This is a genomic window from Variovorax sp. J2P1-31 (assembly GCF_030317215.1).
In the GTDB taxonomy this organism is placed as follows: Bacteria; Pseudomonadota; Gammaproteobacteria; order Burkholderiales; family Burkholderiaceae_C; genus Variovorax.
Map to the genome: position 1 here is coordinate 2053977 of NZ_JASZYA010000001.1, position 23515 is coordinate 2077491.

The 23515-nt window shown below is 69.8% G+C and carries 19 protein-coding genes and 1 pseudogene; 8 read left to right on the forward strand and 12 right to left on the reverse strand.

Annotated features, from left to right (window positions below):
* Positions 1-17: 17 nt before the first annotated feature.
* From QTI20_RS09535 to imuA, 3 genes are read right to left on the reverse strand one after another with little or no spacing between them, the layout of a single operon-like run.
* Positions 18-3383, reverse strand: a complete 3366-nt coding sequence (locus QTI20_RS09535) for an error-prone DNA polymerase (protein WP_286548244.1) — start codon at positions 3381-3383, stop codon at positions 18-20.
* Entirely contained in the window at positions 3376-4734 is a 1359-nt protein-coding gene (locus QTI20_RS09540; protein WP_286548243.1) for a Y-family DNA polymerase, read from the reverse strand. The genes QTI20_RS09535 and QTI20_RS09540 overlap by 8 nt, the downstream gene beginning before the upstream one ends.
* The gene (imuA, locus tag QTI20_RS09545) at positions 4703-5497 is read right to left on the reverse strand and encodes a translesion DNA synthesis-associated protein ImuA (protein ID WP_286548242.1); all 795 of its coding nucleotides are present in this window, start codon (positions 5495-5497) and stop codon (positions 4703-4705) included. The genes QTI20_RS09540 and imuA overlap by 32 nt, the downstream gene beginning before the upstream one ends.
* A gap of 187 nt (positions 5498-5684) precedes the next feature.
* Between imuA and QTI20_RS09550 the strand changes: the two genes are divergently transcribed.
* Positions 5685-6782 carry an MBL fold metallo-hydrolase gene (locus QTI20_RS09550; protein ID WP_503011350.1) on the forward strand — a complete coding sequence of 366 codons (1098 nt, stop codon included), beginning with the start codon at positions 5685-5687 and terminating at the stop codon, positions 6780-6782.
* 19 nt (positions 6783-6801) lie between these two features.
* Here QTI20_RS09550 and QTI20_RS09555 read toward each other — a convergent pair whose 3' ends face one another.
* From QTI20_RS09555 to QTI20_RS09590, 8 genes and pseudogenes are all read right to left on the reverse strand, one after another.
* The gene (locus QTI20_RS09555) at positions 6802-7917 is read right to left on the reverse strand and encodes an acyltransferase family protein (protein WP_286548241.1); all 1116 of its coding nucleotides are present in this window, start codon (positions 7915-7917) and stop codon (positions 6802-6804) included.
* Between the two features lie 312 nt (positions 7918-8229).
* The gene (gene opgC, locus QTI20_RS09560; RefSeq protein ID WP_286548240.1) at positions 8230-9396 is read right to left on the reverse strand and encodes an OpgC domain-containing protein; all 1167 of its coding nucleotides are present in this window, start codon (positions 9394-9396) and stop codon (positions 8230-8232) included.
* 159 nt (positions 9397-9555) lie between these two features.
* Positions 9556-9873 carry a hypothetical protein gene (locus QTI20_RS09565; RefSeq protein WP_183028744.1) on the reverse strand — a complete coding sequence of 106 codons (318 nt, stop codon included), beginning with the start codon at positions 9871-9873 and terminating at the stop codon, positions 9556-9558.
* An 85-nt stretch (positions 9874-9958) separates the two neighbouring features.
* A complete protein-coding gene (locus tag QTI20_RS09570; protein ID WP_286548239.1) occupies positions 9959-10147 on the reverse strand; it encodes a hypothetical protein in 189 nt (62 codons plus the stop codon).
* A gap of 2 nt (positions 10148-10149) precedes the next feature.
* Positions 10150-12537 (reverse strand): DNA topoisomerase IV subunit A, encoded by a 2388-nt coding sequence (parC, locus tag QTI20_RS09575; RefSeq protein WP_286548238.1) that lies wholly within the window; start codon positions 12535-12537, stop codon positions 10150-10152.
* A gap of 35 nt (positions 12538-12572) precedes the next feature.
* On the reverse strand, positions 12573-13460 hold the full coding sequence (locus QTI20_RS09580) for a lytic transglycosylase domain-containing protein (RefSeq protein WP_286548237.1): 888 nt from the start codon (positions 13458-13460) through the stop codon (positions 12573-12575).
* A 55-nt stretch (positions 13461-13515) separates the two neighbouring features.
* A complete protein-coding gene (locus tag QTI20_RS09585; protein ID WP_286548236.1) occupies positions 13516-15492 on the reverse strand; it encodes a DNA topoisomerase IV subunit B in 1977 nt (658 codons plus the stop codon).
* A 41-nt stretch (positions 15493-15533) separates the two neighbouring features.
* Positions 15534-16435 (reverse strand): annotated as a pseudogene (locus QTI20_RS09590) (LysR family transcriptional regulator).
* 89 nt (positions 16436-16524) lie between these two features.
* Here QTI20_RS09590 and QTI20_RS09595 point away from each other — a divergent pair.
* From QTI20_RS09595 to QTI20_RS09625, 7 genes are all read left to right on the forward strand, one after another.
* Positions 16525-17706 (forward strand): MFS transporter, encoded by a 1182-nt coding sequence (locus QTI20_RS09595; protein ID WP_286548235.1) that lies wholly within the window; start codon positions 16525-16527, stop codon positions 17704-17706.
* Positions 17707-17799: 93 nt separating this feature from the next.
* A complete protein-coding gene (locus QTI20_RS09600) occupies positions 17800-19023 on the forward strand; it encodes an MFS transporter (protein ID WP_286548234.1) in 1224 nt (407 codons plus the stop codon).
* Between the two features lie 2 nt (positions 19024-19025).
* Positions 19026-19166 (forward strand): hypothetical protein, encoded by a 141-nt coding sequence (locus tag QTI20_RS09605; RefSeq protein ID WP_286548233.1) that lies wholly within the window; start codon positions 19026-19028, stop codon positions 19164-19166.
* A complete protein-coding gene (locus tag QTI20_RS09610) occupies positions 19163-19723 on the forward strand; it encodes a class I SAM-dependent methyltransferase (RefSeq protein ID WP_503011381.1) in 561 nt (186 codons plus the stop codon). Before QTI20_RS09605 ends, QTI20_RS09610 begins: the two co-directional genes overlap by 4 nt.
* Position 19724: 1 nt before the next feature.
* Positions 19725-20651 carry a 4-hydroxy-tetrahydrodipicolinate synthase gene (gene dapA, locus QTI20_RS09615; protein WP_503011380.1) on the forward strand — a complete coding sequence of 309 codons (927 nt, stop codon included), beginning with the start codon at positions 19725-19727 and terminating at the stop codon, positions 20649-20651.
* Between the two features lie 102 nt (positions 20652-20753).
* Positions 20754-21842 carry an NlpB/DapX family lipoprotein gene (gene bamC, locus QTI20_RS09620; protein ID WP_286548231.1) on the forward strand — a complete coding sequence of 363 codons (1089 nt, stop codon included), beginning with the start codon at positions 20754-20756 and terminating at the stop codon, positions 21840-21842.
* A gap of 113 nt (positions 21843-21955) precedes the next feature.
* Complete coding sequence (locus tag QTI20_RS09625; RefSeq protein ID WP_286548229.1) at positions 21956-22732, forward strand: MBL fold metallo-hydrolase; 777 nt, start codon at positions 21956-21958, stop codon at positions 22730-22732.
* Between the two features lie 12 nt (positions 22733-22744).
* Here the strand turns inward: QTI20_RS09625 and rlmB are convergent, their stop codons facing one another.
* Positions 22745-23497, reverse strand: coding sequence for a 23S rRNA (guanosine(2251)-2'-O)-methyltransferase RlmB (gene rlmB / locus QTI20_RS09630; RefSeq protein WP_183028756.1), 753 nt, complete (start codon positions 23495-23497; stop codon positions 22745-22747).
* Positions 23498-23515 lie beyond the last annotated feature (18 nt).

Here is a 23515-nt window from a genome sequence, read left to right on the forward strand (position 1 = left end):
AAGTCACGGTGGAAGGGTCAATGAAAATCCCGGCTGCGCCGGCCTTCGGCCAGCCGCCCCAGCCAGGGCGTGAGGTCCTTGAAGCGCTGCGCCAGCAGGTGGCGCACCTGCCCGCCGCTGGCGGTGTCGCGCTGCCACACGCCCTGCACCGCGAGCAGCTTGGACTTGAGCAGCGGCTCGCGCTGCTCTTCCACCAGGTCGTTCCAGACGATCACGTTGACGATGCCGGTCTCGTCCTCGAGCGACACGAAGATCGTGCCCTTGGCGGTCTGCGGGCGCTGGCGCATGGTGACGATGCCGCAGGCGCGCACCAGGCGGCCGTGCGGCACGCTGCTCAGCTCTTGCGCGCTCAGCAGCTTGAAGCGCGCCATGCGCGGGCGCAGCAGCGCCAGCGGATGGCGGCGCAGCGTGAGGTCGAGCGCGGCATAGTCGCCGACGATCTCCTCGCCCTCCGAGGCCTCGGGCAGCTGCAGCGGCGTCTCGTGGATGGGCACGCCCTTGAGCAGGGCCGGCGCGCGGTTCGCACCGCCGCGTGTGGCAGTGGCATCCCAGACCTGCTGGCGGCGGTGGCCCGACAGGCCCATCAACGCATCGGCGGCCGCGAGCGCGGCCATGTCGCGGGTGTCGAGGTCGGCGCGCAGGGCCAGGTCCTCGGTGCTGGTGAAGGGGGCGAAGGCGCGGGCGGCGAGCAGTCGTTCGGCGCCGGCCTTGCTCAGCGCGGCGATGCGCTCCAGTCCCAGGCGCACGGCCGGCTGGCCGGGCTGCCCGAGACGCGCGGCGTACTGCGGGTCGGTGCCGGGCGGCCTGCGCGGCGCATCAGGGGCGCGGGCCTCGAGCGTGCTGCCCAGCTCGCTGACCGTGACGTCGACCGGCCGCACTTCCACCCCATGGCGGCGCGCGTCCTGCACCAGCTGCGAGGCCGAGTAGAAGCCCATGGGCTGCGAGTCCAGCATGGCCGCGAGGAAGCAGGCCGGCTCGTGGTGCTTGAGCCAGCTGCTCACGATCACCAGCAGCGCGAAGCTGGCCGCGTGGCTCTCGGGAAAGCCGTAGTCGCCGAAACCCTTGACCTGCTCGAATATGGCTTCGGCAAAAGGCCGGTCGTAGCCGTTGTCGACCATGCCCCCGATCAGCTTGTCCTGGTATTTCTCGATGTGGCCGGTGTGCTTCCAGGCCGCCATCGCGCGGCGCAGGCCGTCGGCCTCGTCGGAGGTGAAGCGGGCCGCGATCATCGCGATCTCCATCACCTGCTCCTGGAAGATCGGCACGCCCAGCGTGCGGCCCAGCGCTTTCTCGAGCGCGGGGTAGCGGTATTCGATGGTCTCGCCGCGCCGCAGCTTCTCGCGGTTCTTCAGGTAGGGATGCACCATGCCGCCCTGGATCGGCCCGGGCCGCACGATGGCCACCTCGACCACCAGGTCGTAGTATTCGCGCGGCTGCAGGCGCGGCAGCATCGACATCTGGGCGCGGCTCTCGATCTGGAACACGCCGATGGTGTCGGCCGCGCAGATCATGTCGTAGACCTTCGGGTCGTCGTTGGGGATCTGGTGCATCTGCACCGCCGTGCCGCGCCAGCGGTTCATGAAGTCGAGCCCGCGGCGGATCGCGCTCAGCATGCCCAGCGCCAGCACGTCGACCTTGAGCATGCCCATGGCCTCGAGGTCGTCCTTCTCCCACTGGATCACGGAGCGCGCCGCCATCGAGGCCTTCTCGACCGGCACCAGCCGCGTGAGCTTGGTCTGGGTGAGCACGAAGCCGCCCACGTGCTGGCTCAGGTGGCGCGGGAAGCCCTTGAGTTCGTGCGTGAGCTCGAGCCAGAAGTCGAGCTTGCGCGGGTTCTCGCGCACGCCGGCGCGCGCCATGGCCTCCTCGAGGTGCTGGGTCAGCACGCTGGTGTCGAACCAGTAGTGGTCTTTCGCGAACTCGTCGATCAGGCGTTCGTCGACGCCCAAGGCCTTGCCCACGTCGCGCAGCGCACTGCGCGAGCGGTAGCAGATGACCACGGCCGCGATGGCGGCACGATCGCGGCCATATTTCTCGTAGATGTACTGGATGACCTTTTCGCGCTTCTGATGCTCGAAGTCGACGTCGATGTCGGGCGGCTCGTTGCGCTCGCGGCTCAGGAAGCGCTCGAACAGCAGGTGGCCGGTGTCCGGGTCGATGGCCGTGATGCCCAGGCAGTAGCAGACCGCCGAGTTGGCCGAGGAGCCGCGGCCCTGGCAGAGGATCTCCTTTGAACGCGCAAATGCCACGATGTCCTCCACGGTCAGGAAGAACATCTCGTAGTGCTTCTCGATGATCAGGTCGAGTTCGTGCTGGACCTGCATGCGCACCTTGTCCGGCACGCCGCGCGGATAGCGGGTGCGCGCCCCCTCCCAGGTCTTGCGCACCAGCGTCTGCGCCGGTGTCTCGCCGTTGCCCAGCAGCTCCAGCGGGTACTGGTAATGGGCCTTGATGGCGTCGGGGTCGAAGCGGCAGCGGTCCTTCACGATCAGCGTGTTCGCCACCAGTTCGGCCGGGTACAGCTTCGCCAGCCGGATGCGCGGACGCAGGTACCGCTCGGCATTGCCCTGCAGCGCAAAGCCGCATTCGGCCACCGGCCGGCCCTCGCGGATCGCGGTGATCACGTCCTGCAGCGGCTTGCGCGAGCGCTGGTGCATGTGCACATCGCCGGCCGCGACCAAAGGCACGCCCGTGGCCTCGCCCACCTGCTCGAGCGTCGCGAGCCAGAGGTCGTCGTCGAGCTCGTTGAGCAGCTCGACCGCGATCCACAGGTGCTCGCCGTAGAGCGCCTGGGCCGCGGCCACGTCGGCGCACATCGCGGCGATGTCCATCGCACCGCCCGGCGCGCGCTGCGGCACCCACAGGATCTCGCAGTGCTGCAGCGAGGCCACCTGGCTGCCTTCCCAACTCACCTGGTACTCGCCCTTGGGCGCTTCGGTGGTGCGCGCGGCGGTGATGAATTCGCAGAGGTGGCCCCAGCCTTCGAGGTCGTGCGCAATGGCCACCAGCTTGAAGCGTTCGAAGCGGAACTCGCTGCCGAACAACAGCCGGAAGTCGGGGTTGCGCGGGATCGGCGGCTCGTCGGGGTTCTTTTTCTCCCACTCGTCCAGCACGGCGGGCAGCTCGCGCAACGCGACGTGCGCGCGCACGATGCCCGCGACCGAGCATTCGTCGGTGATGGCCAGCGCCTGGTAGCCCAGGTGGTAGGCCTGGGCCACGAGTTCGTCGGGCCGCGAGGCGCCGCGCTGGAAGCTGAAATTCGTCAGGCAATGCAGCTCGGCATAGCCGGGCAGGCCCTGCGCCGGCACGCCGGGTTGCGACGGCCTCGCCTGCAGCCGCGTAGGCTGGCGCGCCTGCATCTGTTTGTCGGTGAGTTCAGGCATAGATCCCCTGCAGGAACCAGCGCGCCGCATCGGCAGCGGCGAAACCACCCGAGGCGCGTTCGCGGAACACCCACAGCAGGCCGGCCTCGGGGCTCTGGGCCACGAAGTAGTCGCGCAGCGCCAGGTGGCCACCTGCGTCCTGCGCGCCATCGCCCCACCAGCCGGCCTCGATGCGCTGCGGGCCGACCAGGGACTGCAGCCGGCCCTGATACCAGGGATGGCCGTCGTGCACCTCCAGCGGCAGCGGCTCGCGCAGCAGCCAGGGCGGCAGCAGGCTGTCGGGCTGCTGCCGCCCTGGCTGCTTCGCGGGCGGGGCCACCTTCTGCAAGGCCGGGCGCCAGTCCTGCATGGCCTCGGGCCGGTGGTCGGCCCGCGGCACCGGCACCTGCACCGCCCGCGGACCGAGCCGGGCGCTGAGCCGCTCGACCATCTCGTGCAGCCTGTCGCCCTTGCGGTTGTCCTCGGGCAGGAAGCTGGTGCTGGCGCCGGCCCAGGGCTGGGTGTCGAGCGAGCGCAGGCGCAGCCAGCTCGCGGGCGCGGCCAGTTGGGTGAGCGCCAGCCGCTCGCTCATCAGGCGGCGCAGGTGCGCCATGTCCTGGGTGGGCTCGGCGGTGCGCACCGTGATGCGCTGGTACGGCGGCAGGTCGACGCCGTCGTAGCGCTTGAGGTCCAGCGTCCATTCGAGCTCGAGCGCCAGGGCGCCGCGCTGGCGCGCGCGCAGCCAGATCTGCAGCGCGGCCAGCAGCCGGTTGGCCGACCACATGAGTTCGTGCGCGTTCTCGGCCAGCGCGGGCAGTTCCAGCTTCTGTTCGAACACGTCGGGCAGCGTGAGCCAGGTGTGGCGCTCGGGATGCCGGCCCCAGGCCATGTCCAGCGCCTCGCGCAGTGCCGCGCCGAAGCGCCGCGACAGACCGCCGCGCGGCAGCGCCGCCACGTCGCCCCAGGTGCGGCAGCCCAGGCGCGCCAGCACGTCCAGATGGGGGCGCGCGAGCGTGAGCGTGTGCAGCGGCAAGGCGGCCGGGATGTCGGCCGGCGGCCGCTGGCCCAGCGCGAACAGCCGCAGCCGGGCCAGCGCGACCAGCGCGGTGGCGCCCTGCACCTTCTGCAGGCGGCTGTCGGGCACGGGGTTCCAGCTGCTCATCAGGCGCATGAGCTGCTGCTGGCCGCCCCAGAGCCGTTCGCAGGCCGAGACCTCGAGCACCAGCGCCTCGTCGAGCCAGGCCACGCGCGGCGTGAACTGCAGCGCCCACCAGCCCAGGGTTTCGAGGGTCATCGGCAAGGCGGCCGGCACCGGGTCGGTGGCCGCCGCCTGGGGCGCTTCAGCCCACCAGCGCAAGGCGATCCACTGCATGGGCGCCCTCCTCTCTGCGACGGCGCAGGTCGAGTCGGACCACGGTCGCGCCCCGGGCTGCGGGGGGTGGTGGTGCCATCTTTCCCTCGCGGCGCCGCTGGCTGGCGGCCAGCAGGGCCGCCAGGCGCGCGCTGCGGGCCGGCAGGCTCAAGGGCTGCGCGAGCGGCGGGCCGCGGCGCTTGAGCAGGTGCACATCCATGCGCCCCTCTTCGGCCGCCACCAGCTGCAGCCGCAGCCGCGCCGGCGAGGCCGACTGCGCCACGGCCTCGGGCCGCATCACGAACAGCAGGCCTTCGTGCTGGGCGGCCGCCAATTGCAGCCGGCGCAGTTCGCTGGCGCGCGCCTGCGGCAGCCAGGCCAGCACGGCCGCCACGTCGGCGCAGCGCAGCGCCTGCTCGCAGGCCCAGGTGCATTCGGCCGAGCTCTGGCCCCGGACCCACATCAGCGCCGCGCTGGGCAGGCCGCCCGCGGCCAGCGCCGGCCCGAAGGGCTCGTAAGGTGCGCCGATCAGCATCACCGGCCCGCCGCGCTCGGCCACCGCGCGCGCCAGCGCGGGCAGCAGCAGCGCCCACACATGCGCCTCGGGCCGGGCTTGCAGCAGCTCGGTCATCGCACCCACGGGCCAGCCGCCGCCGGGCAGCTCGGCATCGAGCACGGCATGGCCGGTGCCCAGCACCGGCAGGTCGGCCGCGCCCAGCTCGTCGCCGCGCCAGACGTTGTGGCGGGCGGAAACGAAGGACGAGGAGATGGAAGGCAGGCCCATGGTGGATCGACAGTTAACTGTATTTTTATACAGTATCTCGACGATTGCCATGTGTTGTGGCTATCGGAATGCCGCAGCGGGTTGAGGCCGTCGGATTGACCTTTCGCCCCGCACTTCGTCGGGTCAGGCCGGCGGCGCTAAGCTCGCGCGCCCTTCTTTTCTCTTGCGCGCCTCAGGCGCCCCTTCCATGCATTTCCTGCCTGGCCGCCTGGCCGCCTGCTTCCTCACCGCCGTCCTGGGCCTGCTCGCGACCGGCTGCGCCACCGGCAACGAATGCGATCCGCGCGCCGCGGCATCGCCCCAGATGGGCGGCGAATGCCGCTTCCGCAACATGCCCAATCCGCAGGCCCTGCCCTCGGAAAGCGGCTGGAAGATCTGGTCGCGCTTCCTCACCGCGACCAAGCAGGGCACGGTGCCGGTCGACCCGATCCCGGTAAGGAAGCTCGACCGCGCCGCGCTCGATGCGCTCGACCCCGCGGCCAACCACGTGGTGCGCCTGGGCCATTCCTCGCACCTGCTCAAGCTGCACGGCAAGTACTGGCTGATCGACCCGGTGTTCAGCGAACGCGCCTCGCCGGTCCAGTGGTTCGGGCCCAAGCGCTTCCACGCGCCGCCGCTCACGCTGGCCGAGCTGCCGCCGATCGAGGGGCTGATCCTGTCGCACGACCACTACGACCACCTCGACCTGGCCGCCATCGACACGCTGCGCGAGCGCGTGCAGCGCTACTTCGTGCCGCTGGGCGTGGGCGCGCGGCTGCGCGATGCGGGCGTGGCGCGCGAGCGCATCGAGGAGTTCGACTGGTGGCAGGCGAGCCACCATGGCGCGGTGCAGATCACCGCCACACCCTCGCAGCATTTCTCGGGCCGCACGCTCTGGGACCGCGACAGCACGCTCTGGGCCTCGTGGGTGATCGAGAGCGGCGGCGAGCGCATCTTCTACAGCGGCGACTCGGGCTACTTCCCGGGCTTCGCGCAGATCGGCGAACGCTTCGGCGGCTTCGACCTCGCGCTGATGGAGAACGGCGCCTACGACAGCTACTGGCCCGCGGTGCACATGACGCCCGAGCAGACGGTGCAGGCCTTCCGCGACCTGCGCGGCAAGCTGCTCTACCTGGTGCACAACAGCACCTTCGACCTGGCCTTCCACACCTGGCGCGACCCGCTCGACCGCGCGGCCGCCCTCGCACACGACCAGCAGATCGCGCTGGCCACGCCCGAGATCGGCGAGGTGCTGACGCTGGGGCAGCCACGCACCAACGTGCTGTGGTGGAAAAACCTGCGTTAGGCGCGGTCGGCAGGGCCGCTCAGCTCCGGGCGGACACGAAGACCGGCTCCGCGTGGTTCGACGGCACGTGCCGGTCCTTCCAGTTCAGGATCCTGGATTCCATCGCGTACCACAAGGCGTAGGCGATGCAGAAGCTCAGCGCGGCGGCAACCAGGGTCTGGGTCACCGCCTCGCTGTGCCGCGACAGTTCCCATGCACCGACCCAGCGGGTCGCGACATACAGCACCGGGTAGTGGACCAGGTAGAGGCTGAAACTCACCATGCCCACGGACCGCAGCCAGCGCACGCGCAGCGCCCGCATCCACCACGACGACGCACCGGACTTCCGCAAGACCGCGAACACCAGCAAGGCCAGCCCGACATCGGCCAGCACCAGGCCCAGCGTGGCGAACAGCCGGTTGGATTGCTCGCCCCTGAGCAGGACCCAGAGGGCCAATGCCGCCACGCCCACGACGATGCCGGCCAGGTCGAAGCGGCGGTCGAAGCGCTGCCATTTGACGATGTCCTGTTGCCGGGCATGCATCAGCAAGGCCACGATGGAGCCGTAGGCCAGGGCATCCATCCGGCAATAGAAGGTATAGAACTCCGGATAGTTCGGCGTGTGCAGCCAGAACCGGAGGATCGGCGCGGCGACGATCATCGCCAGCAGGATCAGGGCAAACACCTTCTGCGTCGTGTACCGCACGATGGGCGCCCAGAAGCTGTAGTACAGCTCCTCCACCGACAGGGACCACAGCACCCCCAGCCCCAACTGGACCGGGGCGATGACCACCAGCTTCAGCTCCGGGGGCTGTCCCACGAAAAGGCTGGTGTAGAAGAACACATACTGGGCCCACAGCGACAGCGTCCCGGGCTCTCCCGAAAGAAGGGACACCGCCAGGTAGATGGCCAGCATCAGGAAATAGACGGGAAAGATCCGCAGCGCCCGCCGCCCGTAGAAAACCGGAAAGTAGTTTTCCTGGCCCCGCATCTTGACCAGGATGCTGGTGATCAGGAAACCGGACAGCACGAAGAAGAGATCGACGCCCAGCCATCCGTGCCGGGCGCCGGTGGCCGGCAGCCAGGACAGGTAATGCTGCACCATCACAGCCAGTACTGCGATGCCCCGGAGGCCATCCAGCTCCTTAAATCTCATTTCTTGCCTTCAAGCTGATGCAGCGTTCCGAGGGGTGCCTGCGCGAACGGCTGCGGACCGGGCGCCACGCAGGGAGGCCGGACGCTTCGCGTCGGAGGCACGCCTGCCGGCCTGCCGAGGCCTGCACGGTTCCACCGGGCGCGGTCACGAAAGACGTTTCCAACTCTGCACGATTGATTCGAGAATGTGAAAAATTAGGGCCGATGGTAAGGGGAGTATCGGGCCTGGGCGAGGGTCTTATTCACACTATTTACTTACTTTTCATCCGGACTTGCCGCGACAGCCCCCTCCGGTCCAGCGGATGAGACGCCCTCAACCCGGGTGCGGCACACCCCGCGGGGCCGGCGCCCGCGCCAGCTTCTTCCCGCCGCCACCCCCGCCGCCTTCCCAGCGCAGCACCGCACGGGCCACCGCGTACAGGCCGACGAACACGCCGCCCAGCACCCAGAGGTCGGCGCCATAGGGCAAGGCCGCATAGCCGCCGCCGGTGAGCGACACCACCACGAACACCGCCACCAGATGGGCGCAGAAGACCGGCAGCGAGGCCGAGCCCATGTCCTCCAGCCAGCGCGGGCGCGGCAGCCGGTGCAGCAGCGGCGGCCCGAAGCGGATCGCCACGATGCACAGCGCCGCCAGGTTCACCAGCCGCAGCGGCCCCAGGTGCCACTTGTCGAACAACAGGTTGAGCCCGGCGTCGTCGCCGAAGGGCGCCTGCCCGGTCGGCCCGAAATGCCGCCACGCGAAGCAACCGCCGGCCACGGCCAGCGCCAGGCCCAGCAGCCACTTCGGGAAGACGAAGGGCCGCGCATCCGGTGCATTGCGGCTCGCGCCCAGCCACATGCCGACGAACCAGAGGAACTGCCAGGCGAAGGTGTCGAAGGCGCCGGTCTCGCCGTAGGGCACGGGCAGGTGGAGCGCGCTGCTCGTCACGCCGTAGAGCCACTCGGTGGTGCCGAACTGCGAGGCGGCCCACCAGGTCGCGCTCAATGCCATCGGCCACTGCCAGCCGTGGCGCATCGCGAAGGCGATCACCCACGGGCTCGCGAGCATGAACAGGATGTACATCGGCAGGATGTCCAGCAGCGCCGGCTGGTAGACCAGCAGCAGCGAGAAGCTCAGCGCGTCGTGCGGGTGCGCGAGGTAGTACTTCACCATCTCCTTGACCGCCGGCTGGTCGAGCTGCAGCCCGACGCCGGTGATCACGGTGAACAGGAACAGCAGCAAGGCCGCCTGGATGAAATAGATCTTGAGCGCGCGGCGCCAGAAGGCCTGGCGCATCACGGCCACGCCCTGGGTGTAGCCGATGCGGCTGTAGACCAGGCCCGAGACGAAGGCCGACAGCAGCACGAAGCCTTCGGCCGCCGACACGAAGCCGAAGGGCTGGCCCACCGGGTCGGTCAGGCGCGAGGGCACATGCGTGATGGTCATCAGGACCAGCATCAGGCCGCGCGCGGCGTCGAGTTCCCAGAGTCTTTTCATGGTTTCAGGCGCGATCGCTTCCATGCAGTGAAGGCCGGGCGTCCAGCCGTCGTTGAAATGAAGGATCCGCCGCCGCCCGGCAGCGCCGGGTCGGCCAGGACGCGCGATGCACGTCAGAACACGCGAAGGGCGGGCCGCCAGCGGCCCCTGCCCCGGTTCTCAGCCCTCGTCGGGTCGCATGGGGATGTCGCCCATGGCTTCGTCGTTGCGCACGTCGTGCGCGGCCTTCATCAGGCCGATCGACAGGCCATCGCCCTGCCCTGCAAAACCCTTGGCGATGCCTTCCAGTGCCTTCGACAGGGGCGCATCGCCGTCGTCCTGCGCGTCCATGCTGATGCTCAGGATGCGCGCGGCCATCTGCCGGTAGGTGACCACGCCCGACTTCTCGAGGACGGCCACCAGATCCAGGTACAGCGCCAGGTTCAGGTCGAACGCCAGCTTGGCCGTGACATCGAGGTTGTCGTCGTTCTTGTCCATGTGTGTGTGCTCCTTCTTCCTGTGCCCATTATTGCCATGGGCCTTGACCGGCGGACGTCAGAAAGATGCCACACCTGCGAGCGCCTCAGCGGCGCTGGCTGCGTTCGCGCGCGCGCCGGACCTGGCGCGACTGCGTGGCTTCGAGCGCGGCGCGCTCGCGCGCCTGCTTCTTCGCCACCCGGCCCTGGCGCCAGCGGCGCCCGAGGAAATAACTGCCGAGGCCGGTGACCACGGCCACCACCATGCCCAGCGTGCTGAGATCGAGGCCGCCCATGGTCATTGCACCCGCACGATGGACATCGGCTTGAAGCCGAGGTCGGCCGCCTTGCCCTTGCGGCCGCGCGTGGTCTTGGCGTTGTTGAGCGAGCGGATCTCCAGCGTCTCGTCGCGCTCCTTGCCGCCGCGCCCCAGGCCCTCGATCTTCACGCTGCGCGTGTAGGCCGCGGCACCGGCCAGCGTGTCCTTGGCTTCGAGGTCGATCAGCGTGAGCCCGCGGCCGCCCTTGGGCAGCGCCTTGAGTTCGGTGATCTCGAAGGTCAGGATGCGGCCGCCGGTCGAGGCGCAGGCCACGTGCGTGGCGGCCGGCTGCGGCTCGGCGCCGCTGGCGCCGCCCACCAGCGAGGGCCGGCACAGCTGCTCGCCCTCGCCCACGTCGATGAAAGCCTTGCCGCCGCGCTGGCGCGACATCATGTTCTCGACCGAGGCGATGAAGCCGTAGCCGCCGGTGTTCGACAGCAGCAGCTGCGCGCCCGCGGGGCCGGCGAAGTAATGCGCGACATGGGTGCCGCTGTCGAGTTCGATCAGCGTGGTCACGGGCTGGCCGTCGCCGCGGCCGCCGGGCAGCGAGGCCACGGGCACGGTGTAGACGCGCACGCCCTTGTCCTTGGCGGTGCCGAAGACCAGCAGCGTGTCGACCGAACGGCACTCGAAGGCGCCGTAGAGCGTGTCGCCCGACTTGAAGCTGTACTCGACCGGCGCGCCGCCCGCGGCGGCCTTCTCGCTGGCCCAGCCCTTCTGCGTGCGCACCCAGCCCTTCTGCGAGACGATCACCGTGACCGGCTCGTCGACCACCTTGACCTCGGCCACGGCGCGCTTCTCGGCCTGGATCAGCGTGCGGCGCGGGTCCTCGAAGCTCTTGGCATCGGCTTCGATTTCCTTCACCAGCAGCCGGCGCAGCGCGGCCGGGCTGCCCAGGATGTCCTCGAGCTTCTTCTGCTCCTCGCGCAGGCCCTTGAGCTCCTGCTCGATCTTGATGGCTTCGAGCCGTGCGAGCTGGCGCAGCCGGATCTCGAGGATGTCCTCGGCCTGGCGCTCGCTGAGGTCGAAGCGCGCGATCAGCGCGGCCTTCGGGTCCTCCGCCGCGCGGATGATCGCGATCACCTCGTCGATGTTGAGCAGCACCAGCTGCCGCCCCTCGAGGATGTGGATCCGGTCCTGGACCTTGCCCAGGCGATGCTTGGAGCGCTTCTCGACCGTGATCTCGCGGAAGGCGATCCACTCGTTGAGCATCTGCCGCAGCGACTTCTGCACCGGCTTGCCGTCGATGCCGACCATCGTGAGGTTGATCGACGACGAGCTTTCCAGCGAGGTCTGCGCGAGCAGCGTGGTGATGAACTCCTCCTGGCTGATGCGCGAGGTCTTGGGCTCGAACACCAGCCGCACGGCCGCGTCCTTGCTCGACTCGTCGCGCACCACGTCGAGCACCGACAGCAGCGCGGCCTTGAGGTTGGTCTGCTCGGTCGTGAGCGCCTTCTTGCCGGCCTTGACCTTGGGGTTGGTGATCTCCTCGATCTCTTCCAGCACCTTCTGCGTGCTCACGCCCGGCGGCAGCTCGTTGACCACCAGCTGCCACTGGCCGCGCGCCAGGTCCTCGATCTTCCAGCGCGCGCGCACCTTGAGCGAACCGCGGCCGGTGCGGTAGGCCTCGGCGATGTCGTTGGCGCTGCTGATGATCTGCGCGCCGCCGGGGTAGTCGGGGCCGGGCACGATCTGCAGCAGCTCCTCGTCGCCGAGCTTGCCGTTCGACTTGATCAGCGCCACGCAGGCGTCGGCGATCTCGCGCAGGTTGTGGCTCGGGATCTCGGTGGCCAGGCCGACCGCGATGCCGCTGGCGCCGTTGAGCAGCACGAAGGGCAGCCGCGCGGGCAGCAGGCGCGGCTCCTCGGTGCTGCCGTCGTAGTTGGGGATGAAGTCGACCGTGCCCTCGTCGATCTCGTCGAGCAGCAGGCTGGTGATGCGCGCCAGGCGTGCTTCGGTGTAGCGCATGGCGGCGGCGCCGTCGCCGTCGCGGCTGCCGAAGTTGCCCTGTCCGTCGACCAGCGGATAGCGCTGCGAGAAGTCCTGTGCCATGCGCACCAGCGCGTCGTAGGCGGCCTGGTCGCTGTGCGGATGGAAGCGGCCCAGCACGTCGCCCACCACGCGGGCGCTCTTGACCGGCTTGGCGCCGACCGTGCCGTTGGCGCCGCCGAAGCCCAGGCCCATGCGCGACATCGAGTACAGGATGCGGCGCTGCACCGGCTTCTGGCCGTCGCTCACGTCGGGCAGCGCGCGGCCCTTGACCACCGACAGCGCGTACTCGAGGTAGGCGGTCTGCGCGTAGTCGGCCAGCGTCAGCTTGCTGGGATCTTCGGGGCTCTGGAGGTCGAGCGTGGGTTGTTCGTCCATGTCTTTCTTGCTTCTCGGTAACTCTGTCTGTCTGTTTATTCGGTGGCGGCCGGCGCGGATTCGGAACGGGCCTCGGGCGCGGCCGGCAGCGCCGGCATGCGCCAGGGCTGCGCGGGCGGCAGGTTGCCGCGGCCCGCGGCGCCGCCCTCGGGCACGGTCATTTCCATGCGCACGCGCCCGGGCGCCTTGCCGCCGCGCGCCGTGCCCATGCCCGGCTTGAGGTAGGCGTAGAGCTGCAGCACGGTGCGCACATAGTCCTGCGTCTCGCGGTAGTTGGGGATCTTGTTGCCGGCCCGCTGGACCGCGCCCTCGCCCGCGTTGTAGGCGGCCAGCGCGAGCTCGATCTGGCCCTGGAACAGCGCGATCAGGTCGCGCAGGTAGCGCGAACCGGCCGCGATGTTGGTGCGCGGGTCGAACAGCTTCTTCTCGAGCGTGGCGCGCTTGTCGCCGCGCACGCCGTAGCGCTCGGCGGTGCCGGGCATCAGCTGCATCAGGCCCATCGCGCCCTTGGGCGACACGGCCTGCGCGTCGAAGCCCGACTCGGTGGCGACCAGCGCCTGCAACAGTTCGTAATCGATCGCGTGCGCCGAGGCCGCCTCGTGCAGCGCGGCCTTGGCCGCCCTGTGGCTGGGCGAGGCTTCGAACAGCGCCAGCAGGGTCTGCGCGGCCGGCGGCACCGCGCCGCCGCGCACGTCCTTGGGCGCGCGCGCGATGCCCAGCGGCGCGATGCCCTGGGCGGTGTCGAAATCCTGGCCGCCCTTGAAGAAGACCTGGTAGCGCGCGTCGAGCTTCTCGGAGGCGAAATGCGCCACGCCGCGCTCGTCCACATAGCCGTAGATGTCGGCGGCATGCACCAGCGGCTGCGCGGCGAGCAGCACGAGGCCCGCCAGCAGGGCTCGGGCGTGCGTCGCGGACTTCTTCACGGCGTTCAAGCGATGCGTTCCAATCGTGATTCGCAGGGGATGCGGGAGCGCAGGCTCAGACATCCACCTCGATGTCGTCGGCCCGGATTTCCATCAGTTCGCGCCGCGCCGCGGCCTCGCCCTTGCCCATGAGCTTGGTGATCTCGCCCTCGGTCTCGCCGAAGGCCAGCCGGCCGAGGCCGACCTGCAGCAGGCGGCGCGTGTCGGGATTGAGCGTGGTTTCCCACAATTGTTCCGCGCTCATTTCGCCCAGGCCCTTGAAGCGGCTGATGCTCCAGGCGCCTTCGCGCACGCCATCCTTGCGCAGTTTGTCCAGGATGGCAACCAGCTCGCCCTCGTCCAGCGCGTAGACCTTGGCCGCCGGCTTCTTGCCGCGCGCGGGCGCATCGACCCGAAACAGTGGCGGCTTCGCGACATACACGTGGCCGGTTTCGATCAACTTGGGGAAATGGCGGAAGAACAGCGTGAGCAGCAGCACCTGGATGTGCGAGCCGTCCACGTCGGCATCGGACAGGATGCAGACCTTGCCGTAGCGCAGGCCGCTCATGTCGGGCGTGTCGTTGGGGCCGTGCGGATCGACGCCGATGGCCACCGAGATGTCGTGGATTTCGGTGTTGGCGAACAGCCGGTCGCGCTCGACCTCCCAGGTGTTGAGCACCTTGCCGCGCAGCGGCAGCACCGCCTGCGACTCCTTGTCGCGGCCCATCTTGGCGCTGCCGCCGGCCGAGTCGCCCTCGACCAGGAAGACCTCGTTGTGGCTGATGTCCTTGCTCTCGCAATCGGTGAGCTTGCCCGGCAGCACGGCCACGCCCGAGCCCTTGCGCTTCTCGACCTTCTGGCCGGCCTTCTGGCGCGTCTGCGCGGCCTTGATGGCCAGCTCGGCCAGCTTCTTGCCGTAGTCGACGTGCTGGTTGAGCCACAGCTCGAGCGCGGGACGCACGAAGCTCGACACCAGCCGCACCGCGTCGCGCGAATTGAGCCGTTCCTTGATCTGGCCCTGGAACTGCGGGTCGAGCACCTTGGCGCTCAGCACGTACGAAGCCCGCGCGAACACGTCTTCCGGCAGCAGCTTCACGCCCTTGGGCAGCAGCGAATGCAGCTCGATGAAGCCCTTGACCGCCGTGAACAGGCCGTCGCGCAGCCCGCTCTCGTGCGTGCCGCCGGCGCTGGTGGGGATCAGGTTGACGTAGCTCTCGCGCACCGGCTGGCCGTCTTCGGTGAAGGCCACGCACCAGTCGGCGCCCTCGCCTTCGGCGAAGTTGTCGGCGTTCTTGTCGGCATGGCCCGCGCCTTCGAACAGCGGAATCACCGGCTCGCCGTTGAGCGTCTGCATCAGGTAGTCGCGCAGGCCGCCCTTGTAGAGCCAGGTCTGCGTTTCCTTGGTCTTCTCGTTGACCAGCGTGACGCTCACGCCCGGCATCAGCACCGCCTTGCTGCGCAGCAGGTGGGTGAGCTCACCCATCGGCAGTGTGGCGACCTCGAAGTACTTGGCATCGGGCCAGGCGCGCACCGTGGTGCCCTGCTTGCGGTCGCCGCCGGTCTGCGGGCGGACCACCAGCGCCTCGATCACGTCGCCGGCCGAGAAGGCCAGCTGGGCCACCGAGCTTTCGCGGTAGGAGACGACTTCGAGCCGCGTCGACAGCGCATTGGTCACGCTCACGCCCACGCCGTGCAGGCCGCCGGAGAAGCTGTAGGCGCCGCCCGAGCCCTTGTCGAACTTGCCGCCGGCGTGCAGCCGGGTGAACACCAGCTCGACCACCGGGGCCTTTTCCTCGGGGTGCAGGCCGAAGGGAATGCCCCGGCCGTCGTCCTCGATGCTCACCGAGGCATCGGTGTGCAGCGTGACCTTGATCTTCTTGCCGTAGCCGGCCAGCGCCTCGTCGGCGGCGTTGTCCAGCACTTCCTGGATGATGTGCAGCGGGTTGTCGGTCCGGGTGTACATGCCCGGGCGTTGCTTGACAGGTTCGAGGCCCTTGAGGACGCGGATCGAGCCTTCGGAATATTCGGGAGGGGTCTTGAGGGGAGTCGCCATGGGGGCGGATTGTAGTCAGTGAAGTTGAAACAACTGGATGTTCATACAGCCGCGGGGTCCGCGACAAACATGCGGGCCCCCAGGAAGTCGACGAAGGCCCGCAGCTTGGGCGAGGGATGGCGCCCCGAAGGCCACAGCACGCCCAGCCCGATGGCGTGCGGGCGCAAGTGCCCGGCCAGCACCGCTTGCAAACGGCCCGCGGCCAGGGCCTCGCGCACGCAGAAGTCCGGCAGCAGCGCGATGCCGCGCCCGCGCAGCGCGAAACACAGCCGGGTTTCCATGTTGTTGCAGATCATGGAGGTCGGCGGCCTGGCCTCGGCGCCGTCGGGCCCGGGTTGCAGCGGCCAGACCTCCACCTTGCCGGTGGCCGGGTAGCGGTAGTGCAGGCAGGCGTGCGCCGCCAGGTCCGCGGGCGTGGCGGGCGTGCCGCAGCGCTGCAGGTAGTCGGGCGAGGCCACCAGCAGCTGCGAGAACGCGCCCAGCCGGCGCACCGAGAGCCGCGAATCGCCGAGTTCGCCGGTGCGCACCACGGCGTCGAAGCACTCCTCGATCACGTCCACCAGCCGGTCGCTGAAGTCGAGGTCGAGCTCGATCGCCGGGTGCTCGCGAAGTCGGCCAGCAGGGGCAGCACCAGCGAGCTCACCAGCGGCAGGCTCACGCGCAGCTTGCCGCGCGGCGCGCCCGCCGAATGCGAGAGCTCCTGCTCGGCCGCCTCGACCTCGGCCAGCACCCGCCGGCTGCGCGCCAGGAACAGCGCGCCTTCGGCGGTGAGCGTGATGCTGCGGGTGCTGCGGTGGAACAGCCGCACGCCCAGCCGCTCCTCGAGCCGCGCCACGCGCTTGCCGATGGCCGACGCCGACACGCCCAGCGCCCGGCCGGCGGTGACGAAGCTGCGGGTCTCGGCGACCTGGATGAAAACGGCCAGGCCGCTGAGGCTGTCCATGAAGGGCTCCATTGCGGAATCAGATGTCCGCATTGAGTAGAACTGTATCCCCCTTTTTCCGGAGTCGGCTTCTGCCTATCGTGGGCCGCATGTCATCCCTACCGCTTCAAACCCTCCCTTCCAGCACCCGGCTCCCGCTGTCCGGCCTGCTCGCGCTGGCCGCTGCCAGCTTCGTCACCATCCTCACCGAGGCCATGCCGGCCGGCCTGCTGCCGCAGATCGGCGCCGATCTGTCCATCACGCCCGCGCTGGTCGGCCAGATGGTGACGGTCTATGCGCTCGGCTCGCTGCTCGCCGCCATCCCGCTGGTCGCGTTCACCCGCGGCTGGCGCCGGCGCCCTTTGCTGATGCTCGCGATCGGCGGCTTCGCGCTGGTCAACACGGTCACCGCGCTGTCGCACAGCTACCCGCTGACGCTGGCCGCGCGCTTCTTCGCCGGCGTGTTCGCCGGGCTGCTCTGGGCGCTGGTGGCCGGGCATGCGGGCCGCATGGTGCCGCCCTCGATGCAGGGCCGCGCCATCGCGGTGGCCATGCTGGGCGCGCCGCTGGCGCTGTCGCTGGGCATTCCGGCGGGCACGCTGCTGGGCACGGGCGTGGGCTGGCGCCCGGCCTTCCTCGTGATGTCGGCGCTGTCGCTGCTGCTGCTCGGCTGGGTGCGCTGGCAAGTGCCCGACTTCCCGGGGCAGGCCGCCGGGCAGCGGACCAGCGTGAGGCGCGTCTTCCTGCTGCCGGGCGTGCGGCCGGTGCTGGCGGTGATGCTGGCCTTCGTGCTGGCGCACAACATCCTCTACACCTACATCGCGCCCTTCCTGGCGCATGCCGGGCTCGGCGCACGGGTCGACCTGGTGCTGCTGGTGTTCGGCCTGGCTTCGGTGGCGGGCATCTGGATCACCGGCCTGCTGATCGACCGCTGGCTGCGCGAACTGGTGCTGGCCAGCACGGCCGTCTTCGGGCTCACGGCGCTGGTCCTCGGCGTCGCCGCGGGATCGCCCGCAGCGGTGTGTGCCGGCGTGGCGCTCTGGGGCCTGGCCTTCGGCGGCGCGGGCACGCTGTTCCAGACCGCCTCGGCGCAGGCGGCCGGCGCCTCGGCCGACGTGGCGCAGTCGATGGTGGTCACGGCCTGGAACCTGGCCATCGCGGGCGGCGGCCTGCTGGGCGGCCTGCTGCTGCAGGGCTTCGGCGCGGGCGCGCTGCCCTGGTCGCTGATCGCGCTGCTGGCGCCGGCGCTGTGGCTCGCCTGGCGGGCGCCGCACGGCTTTCCGGCGCGCTGAGCCTCACCCATGCGCCGCCCTCATCGAAAGGCGGCGGAAATTTCACCAATGCCGGGCCCGGCATCGGCGCCGGGACTTGGCTAAAGTCAGAGGATGCATTCTCCCGGTCAAACCCTGTCGACCAAGCAGGTCCTGCTTTGCGGCGCGCTCATCGTCACGCTCTCCATGGGCATCCGCCACGGCTTCGGCCTGTGGCTGCAGCCGATCACCCAGGAACAGGGCTGGACGCGCCAGACCTTCTCGCTGGCCATCGCGATCCAGAACCTGTCCTGGGGCGTGATGGGCGTGTTCGCCGGCATGCTGGCCGACAAGCTGGGCGCCTTCCGCGTGCTCTGGATCGGCGCCCTGCTCTACGCGCTGGGCCTGGCCGGCATGGCGCTGTCGCCGACCCCGCTGCTGTTCGCGCTGACGGCCGGCGTGCTGATCGGCGCGGCCCAGGCCGGCACCACCTACGCGGTGATCTACGGCGTGATCGGACGCCAGATTCCGGCCGAGCGCCGCTCCTGGGCCATGGGCGTGGCCGCCGCGGCGGGCTCCTTCGGCCAGTTCCTGATGGTGCCGATCGAAGGCCAGCTGATCGCGCGCCTCGGCTGGCACACGGCGCTGATGGCGCTGGCCGCGGTGGTGCTGCTGATCGTGCCGCTGGCGATCGGCCTGCGCGAACCGCGCCGCGCGGCGGTGGCGACCGGCGGCGCCCACCGCGACCAGACCATCGTCCAGGCCGTGATCGAAGCCTTCAAGTACCCCAGCTTCGGCCTGCTGATGGCCGGCTATTTCGTCTGCGGCTTCCAGGTGGTGTTCATCGGCGTCCACATGCCCAGCTACCTCAAGGACAAGGGCCTGTCGCCCGAGGTCGCGAGCTATGCGCTGGCGCTGATCGGGCTGTTCAACGTGGTCGGCACCTATGCCGCCGGCACGCTGGGCCAGCGCCTGGCCAAGCGCAAGATCCTGGCCTTCATCTACCTCGCGCGCGCCGTCGCGATCACGCTGTTCCTGGTCGTGCCGCTGTCGCCGGTGTCGGTCTACGTGTTCGCGGGCGTGATGGGCATGCTGTGGCTGTCGACCATCCCGCCGACCAACGCGCTGGTGGCGCAGATCTTCGGCGTGGCCCATCTCTCGATGCTCAGCGGCTTCGTGTTCCTGGGCCACCAGGTCGGCTCCTTCCTGGGCGTCTGGCTGGGCGGCTTCCTCTACGACCGCACCGGCAGCTACGACGTGGTCTGGTACATCGCGATCGCGCTCGGCGTGTTCGCGGCCCTGATCAACCTGCCGGTCAAGGAAAGCGCCATCGCGCGGCCGGTGCCGCAACCGGCCTGAGCATGACGAGCGCACGACGCCACCGCCTGCTGCAGATTGCCGGCTTCGCCGCGGCCACGGCGGCGCTGGGCGGCGTGTTCCTCATGTACACGCAGCCGGCCTTCATGGTCACGATGATCGACCAGCTCTGGGCCTGTTTCTGAACACCCCCACGCCCCCCGCCGCGCCCTCCGCCTGGGTCGCCCGCTGGTCGCACCTGGTCCCGGCCGGCGCCGCCGTGCTCGACGTGGCCTGCGGCAGCGGACGGCACATGCGCTGGTTCGCCGGGCGCGGCCACCCGGTCACCGGCGTCGACCGCGCCGACGAGGCGGCGCGCGCCGCGGCCGCGTATGGCGAAGTGCTGCAGGCCGACATCGAGGGCGGGCCCTGGCCCTATGCCGGCCGGCATTTCGGCGGCGTGGTGGTGACGAACTACCTCTGGCGTCCCCGCCTCGCCGACATCGTGGCCGCGGTCGCGCCGGGCGGCGTGCTGCTCTACGAAACCTTCGCGGCCGGCAACGAGACGGTGGGCAAGCCCTCGCGGCCCGACTTCCTGCTCCAGCCCGGCGAACTGATCGCCGCCTGCGCCGGCCTGCGCATCGTGGCCTACGAGGACGGCTTCCTCGACGCACCGGCGCGTTTCGTGCAGCGGATCGCGGCCGTCCGCGCGGGCGAAACGCCCTGGCGGGCCCCGCTCGAGGGGCCGGCGGCCAGTCGGTAGAATCTCCGGTTTCGTCCAACCGACAAAAGAGAATCCCTTGGAGCAACTCACAGGCAGCATCGTCGCTCTCGCCACGCCGATGCATGAAGACGGTAGCGTCGACTATCCCGCCCTGCGCCGGCTGATCGACTGGCACATCGACGAAGGCACCGACTGCCTCGGCGTGGTCGGGACCACCGGCGAATCGCCGACGGTCGACGTCGAAGAGCATTGCGAGATCATCCGCGTCTCGGTCGAACAGGCCCGTGGCCGCGTGCCCGTGATGGCCGGCTGCGGCGCCAACTCCACCAAGGAAGCGATCGAGCTCGCCAAGTTCGCCAAGGGCGTAGGCGCCGACTCGCAGCTGCAGGTGGTGCCCTACTACAACAAGCCGACGCAAGAAGGCCAGTACCAGCACTTCAAGGCCATCGCCGAGGCCGTGGGCGACCTGCCCGTGGTGCTCTACAACGTGCCGGGCCGCACCGTGGCCGATATGGCGCACGACACCGTGCTGCGGCTGGCCCAGGTGCCGGGCATCATCGGCATCAAGGAAGCCACCGGCAACATCGAACGCGCGCAATGGCTGATCCGCGACCTGCCCGCGCGCTTCGGCGTGTACTCCGGCGACGACCCGACCGCGGTCGCGCTCATGCTGTGCGGCGGCAAGGGCAACATCAGCGTCACCGCCAACATCGCGCCGCGCAAGATGCACGAGCTGTGCATGGCGGCCATCGCCGGCGACGTCGCCACCGCGATGCGCATCCAGTTCGAGCTGATGCCCGTGCATCGCAACCTCTTCATCGAGCCCAACCCGATCCCGCTCAAGTGGGCCATGGCCCGCATGGGCCTGTGCGGCGGCACGATGCGGCTGCCGCTGACCCCCTTGAGCGACAGCTGCCGCCCCGCGGTCGAAGCCGCGCTGCGCACCACCGGCCTGCTCCGGGACTGACCTTTTCACCGCGGGCGCAACCTTTTGTGCGAGCTCGACTCTCACAGGGCGGCCACCGCGGCCCATCGATTTGATCGAACCATTCCACCAAGGAAGACGACGTTGAAGAATTTATCGCGATTCGCACTGCTGGCCCTCGTTGCCAGCCTGGCCGCCTGCTCGGTCTTCGAGAGCGACAAGATCGACTACAAGAGCGCCGGCAAGGCGCCGTCGCTCGAGGTGCCACCCGATCTGACCCAACTCTCGCGCGACAACCGCTACGCCGTGCCCGGCGGCACGGTGTCGGCCAACAGCCTGCAGGCCGGCAAGATCGACGCCCCGGGCGTGCCGACCGCGGTCGCCACGCTGGGCGACGTGCGCATGGAGCGCTCGGGCAACCAGCGCTGGATCGTCGTCAACCGTCCGGCCGACCAGCTCTGGGAACCGGTGCGCGACTTCTGGCAGGAAAGCGGCTTCCTGCTGACCACCGACCAGCGCAACCTGGGCATCATGGAAACCGACTGGGCCGAGAACCGCGCCAAGCTGCCGCAGGACATCATCCGCGGCACCCTCGGCAAGCTGCTCGACTCGGTCTACTCGACCGGCGAACTCGACCGCTTCCGCACCCGCCTGGAGCGCACGCCCACCGGCACCGAGATCTACGTCAGCCACCGCGGCATGGCCGAGGTCTACAGCGACGCCCGCAAGGAGCAGACCGTCTGGCAGCCGCGCCCCAGCGACCCCGAACTCGAGACCGAATTCCTGCGCCGCCTGATGGTCAAGCTGGGCGTCTCGCAAGAGCAGTCCAAGGCGCTGACCGCCAGCGCCGCCGTGGCGCCCTCCGCCGCGCGCGTGGCCACCATCGACGGCCGTCCGGGCGTGCAGATCAACGAAGGCTTCGACCGCGCCTGGCGCCGTGTCGGCCTGGCGCTCGACCGCACCGGCTTCACCGTGGAAGACCGCGACCGCAGCGCTGGCACCTACTTCGTGCGCTACGTGACGCCCAACCCGGACAAGAAGGAACCGAACCTGTTCAGCAAGCTGCTGAGCCTGGGCAGCGCGAGCAAGGACGAGTCGCCGCTCAAGTTCCGCATCCTGGTCAAGAGCCAGGGCGAGACCAGCACGGTGTCGGTGCTCAACGAAGCCGGCGTGCCCGACACGACGGCCAACGCGCAGCGCATCGTCCAGGTCATCGCCGACGACTTGAAGTGACCACCCCCAGGCTTCGCGCACTGCGTGTCGCTTCTCCCTCCCCCTTCGAGGGGGCAACACCTGCGGCCCGGCAAAGCCGGTTCCGCGGTGTTCCTCGAAAAGACATTCACTAGATGCTGCGCTTCCGAAGCCTGGGCAGCGGCAGCACGGGCAATGCCACGCTGGTCGAAGCGACCAGCGGCGGCCGCACCTCCCGCCTGCTGATCGACTGCGGCTTCACGCTGCGCCACCTCGACGCGCGGCTGGCCCGCGCCGGCCTCGCGGCCAGCGACATCGACGCGGTCTTCATCACCCACGAACACGGCGACCACATCGGCTGCGCGCATGCGCTGTCGCGCCGTGAGCGCCTGCCCGTCTGGATGAGCGAAGGCACCTGGCTCGCGACGGGGGGACGTGATTTCGAAGGGCAACTGAAGCTGGCGCGCGACGGCCTCGACATCGAGGTCGGCGAGCTGGGCGTGCAGCCCTTCACCGTGCCGCACGACGCGCGCGAGCCGCTGCAGCTGCGCTGCACCGACGGCGCCCGCAGCCTGGGCGTGCTGACCGACCTGGGCCATGCCACGCCGCACGTGATGGCGCGCCTGGCCGGCCTCGACGCCCTGCTGCTGGAATGCAACCACGACAGCCGCATGCTCGCGGCCTCGGCCTATCCGGGCTTCCTCAAACAGCGCGTGGGCGGCAACTACGGCCACCTGTCGAACGCGGCCGCGGCGGACATCGCGCGCGCGGTGCACCACGCGGGCCTGCGGCATGTGGTGGCGGCCCACCTGAGCGAGCAGAACAACACGCCCGAACTCGTGCGCCAGGCGCTGGCCGAGGCGCTGGGCGCCAGCGAGCACGAGATGCTCACGGCCACCGCGGCCGAAGGCTCGCCCTGGCTGGACGTCTGAAACCTTGGGTCTTCAGCCCAGGCTGATCCGCTGGCGCATCGCCTCGTAGAGGCACACGCCGCTGGCCACCGACACGTTGAGGCTCTCGACCGCGCCCAGCATCGGGATGCTGATGAGTTCGTCGCAGTTCTTGCGCGTGAGCTGGCGCATGCCCGCGCCTTCGGCGCCGAGCACCAGCGCGAGCGGGCGCTTGAGGTCGCTCTGGTAGAGCGTGCCGGGCGCGTCGTCGCTGGTGCCCACGCACCAGATGTCGCGCTCCTTGAGTTCGCCCAAGGTGCGCGACAGGTTGGTCACCATGAAATAGGGCACGGTCTCGGCCGCGCCGCTGGCCACCTTGGCGACGGTGGCGTTGATGCCGGCCGCGTGGTCGCGCGGGGCGATCACCGCATGGGCGCCGGCACCGTCGGCCACGCGCAGGCAGGCGCCGAGGTTGTGCGGGTCGGTCACGCCGTCGAGCACCAGCAGCAGCGGCATGGTGCCCGCGGCCTCGAGGCCTTCCAGCAGTTCGTCCAGCGAATGGGTCTGCGGGATCGGCTCGACGCGCGCGGCCACGCCCTGGTGGCCGTGGCTGCCGCTGAGCTTGGCCAGGCGCAGGCCGTCGGCCTCGACCAGCCGCACACCGGCATCCTGCGCGCGGGCCTTGAACTGCTGCATGCGCGCATCGCGGCGGCTGGCGTCGAAGAAGACTTCGATCACCGATTTCGGCGCGGTCTTGAGACGCACGCCCACGGCGTGGAAGCCGAAGATCACTTTGGGGGAAGACATGCGGGGATTATCCCTGCC

What these genes read in the sequence shown, in the direction of transcription:
- QTI20_RS09535 (WP_286548244.1), bottom strand. Translation starts at nt 3,383, where the DNA reads ATGCCTGAACTCACCGACAAACAGATGCAGGCGCGCCAGCCTACGCGG.
- QTI20_RS09540 (WP_286548243.1), bottom strand. Translation starts at nt 4,734, where the DNA reads ATGCAGTGGATCGCCTTGCGCTGGTGGGCTGAAGCGCCCCAGGCGGCG.
- imuA (WP_286548242.1), bottom strand. Translation starts at nt 5,497, where the DNA reads ATGGGCCTGCCTTCCATCTCCTCGTCCTTCGTTTCCGCCCGCCACAAC.
- QTI20_RS09550 (WP_503011350.1), top strand. Translation starts at nt 5,685, where the DNA reads ATGCATTTCCTGCCTGGCCGCCTGGCCGCCTGCTTCCTCACCGCCGTC.
- QTI20_RS09555 (WP_286548241.1), bottom strand. Translation starts at nt 7,917, where the DNA reads ATGAGATTTAAGGAGCTGGATGGCCTCCGGGGCATCGCAGTACTGGCT.
- opgC (WP_286548240.1), bottom strand. Translation starts at nt 9,396, where the DNA reads ATGAAAAGACTCTGGGAACTCGACGCCGCGCGCGGCCTGATGCTGGTC.
- QTI20_RS09565 (WP_183028744.1), bottom strand. Translation starts at nt 9,873, where the DNA reads ATGGACAAGAACGACGACAACCTCGATGTCACGGCCAAGCTGGCGTTC.
- QTI20_RS09570 (WP_286548239.1), bottom strand. Translation starts at nt 10,147, where the DNA reads ATGGGCGGCCTCGATCTCAGCACGCTGGGCATGGTGGTGGCCGTGGTC.
- parC (WP_286548238.1), bottom strand. Translation starts at nt 12,537, where the DNA reads ATGGACGAACAACCCACGCTCGACCTCCAGAGCCCCGAAGATCCCAGC.
- QTI20_RS09585 (WP_286548236.1), bottom strand. Translation starts at nt 15,492, where the DNA reads ATGGCGACTCCCCTCAAGACCCCTCCCGAATATTCCGAAGGCTCGATC.
- QTI20_RS09595 (WP_286548235.1), top strand. Translation starts at nt 16,525, where the DNA reads ATGTCATCCCTACCGCTTCAAACCCTCCCTTCCAGCACCCGGCTCCCG.
- QTI20_RS09600 (WP_286548234.1), top strand. Translation starts at nt 17,800, where the DNA reads ATGCATTCTCCCGGTCAAACCCTGTCGACCAAGCAGGTCCTGCTTTGC.
- QTI20_RS09605 (WP_286548233.1), top strand. Translation starts at nt 19,026, where the DNA reads ATGACGAGCGCACGACGCCACCGCCTGCTGCAGATTGCCGGCTTCGCC.
- QTI20_RS09625 (WP_286548229.1), top strand. Translation starts at nt 21,956, where the DNA reads ATGCTGCGCTTCCGAAGCCTGGGCAGCGGCAGCACGGGCAATGCCACG.
- rlmB (WP_183028756.1), bottom strand. Translation starts at nt 23,497, where the DNA reads ATGTCTTCCCCCAAAGTGATCTTCGGCTTCCACGCCGTGGGCGTGCGT.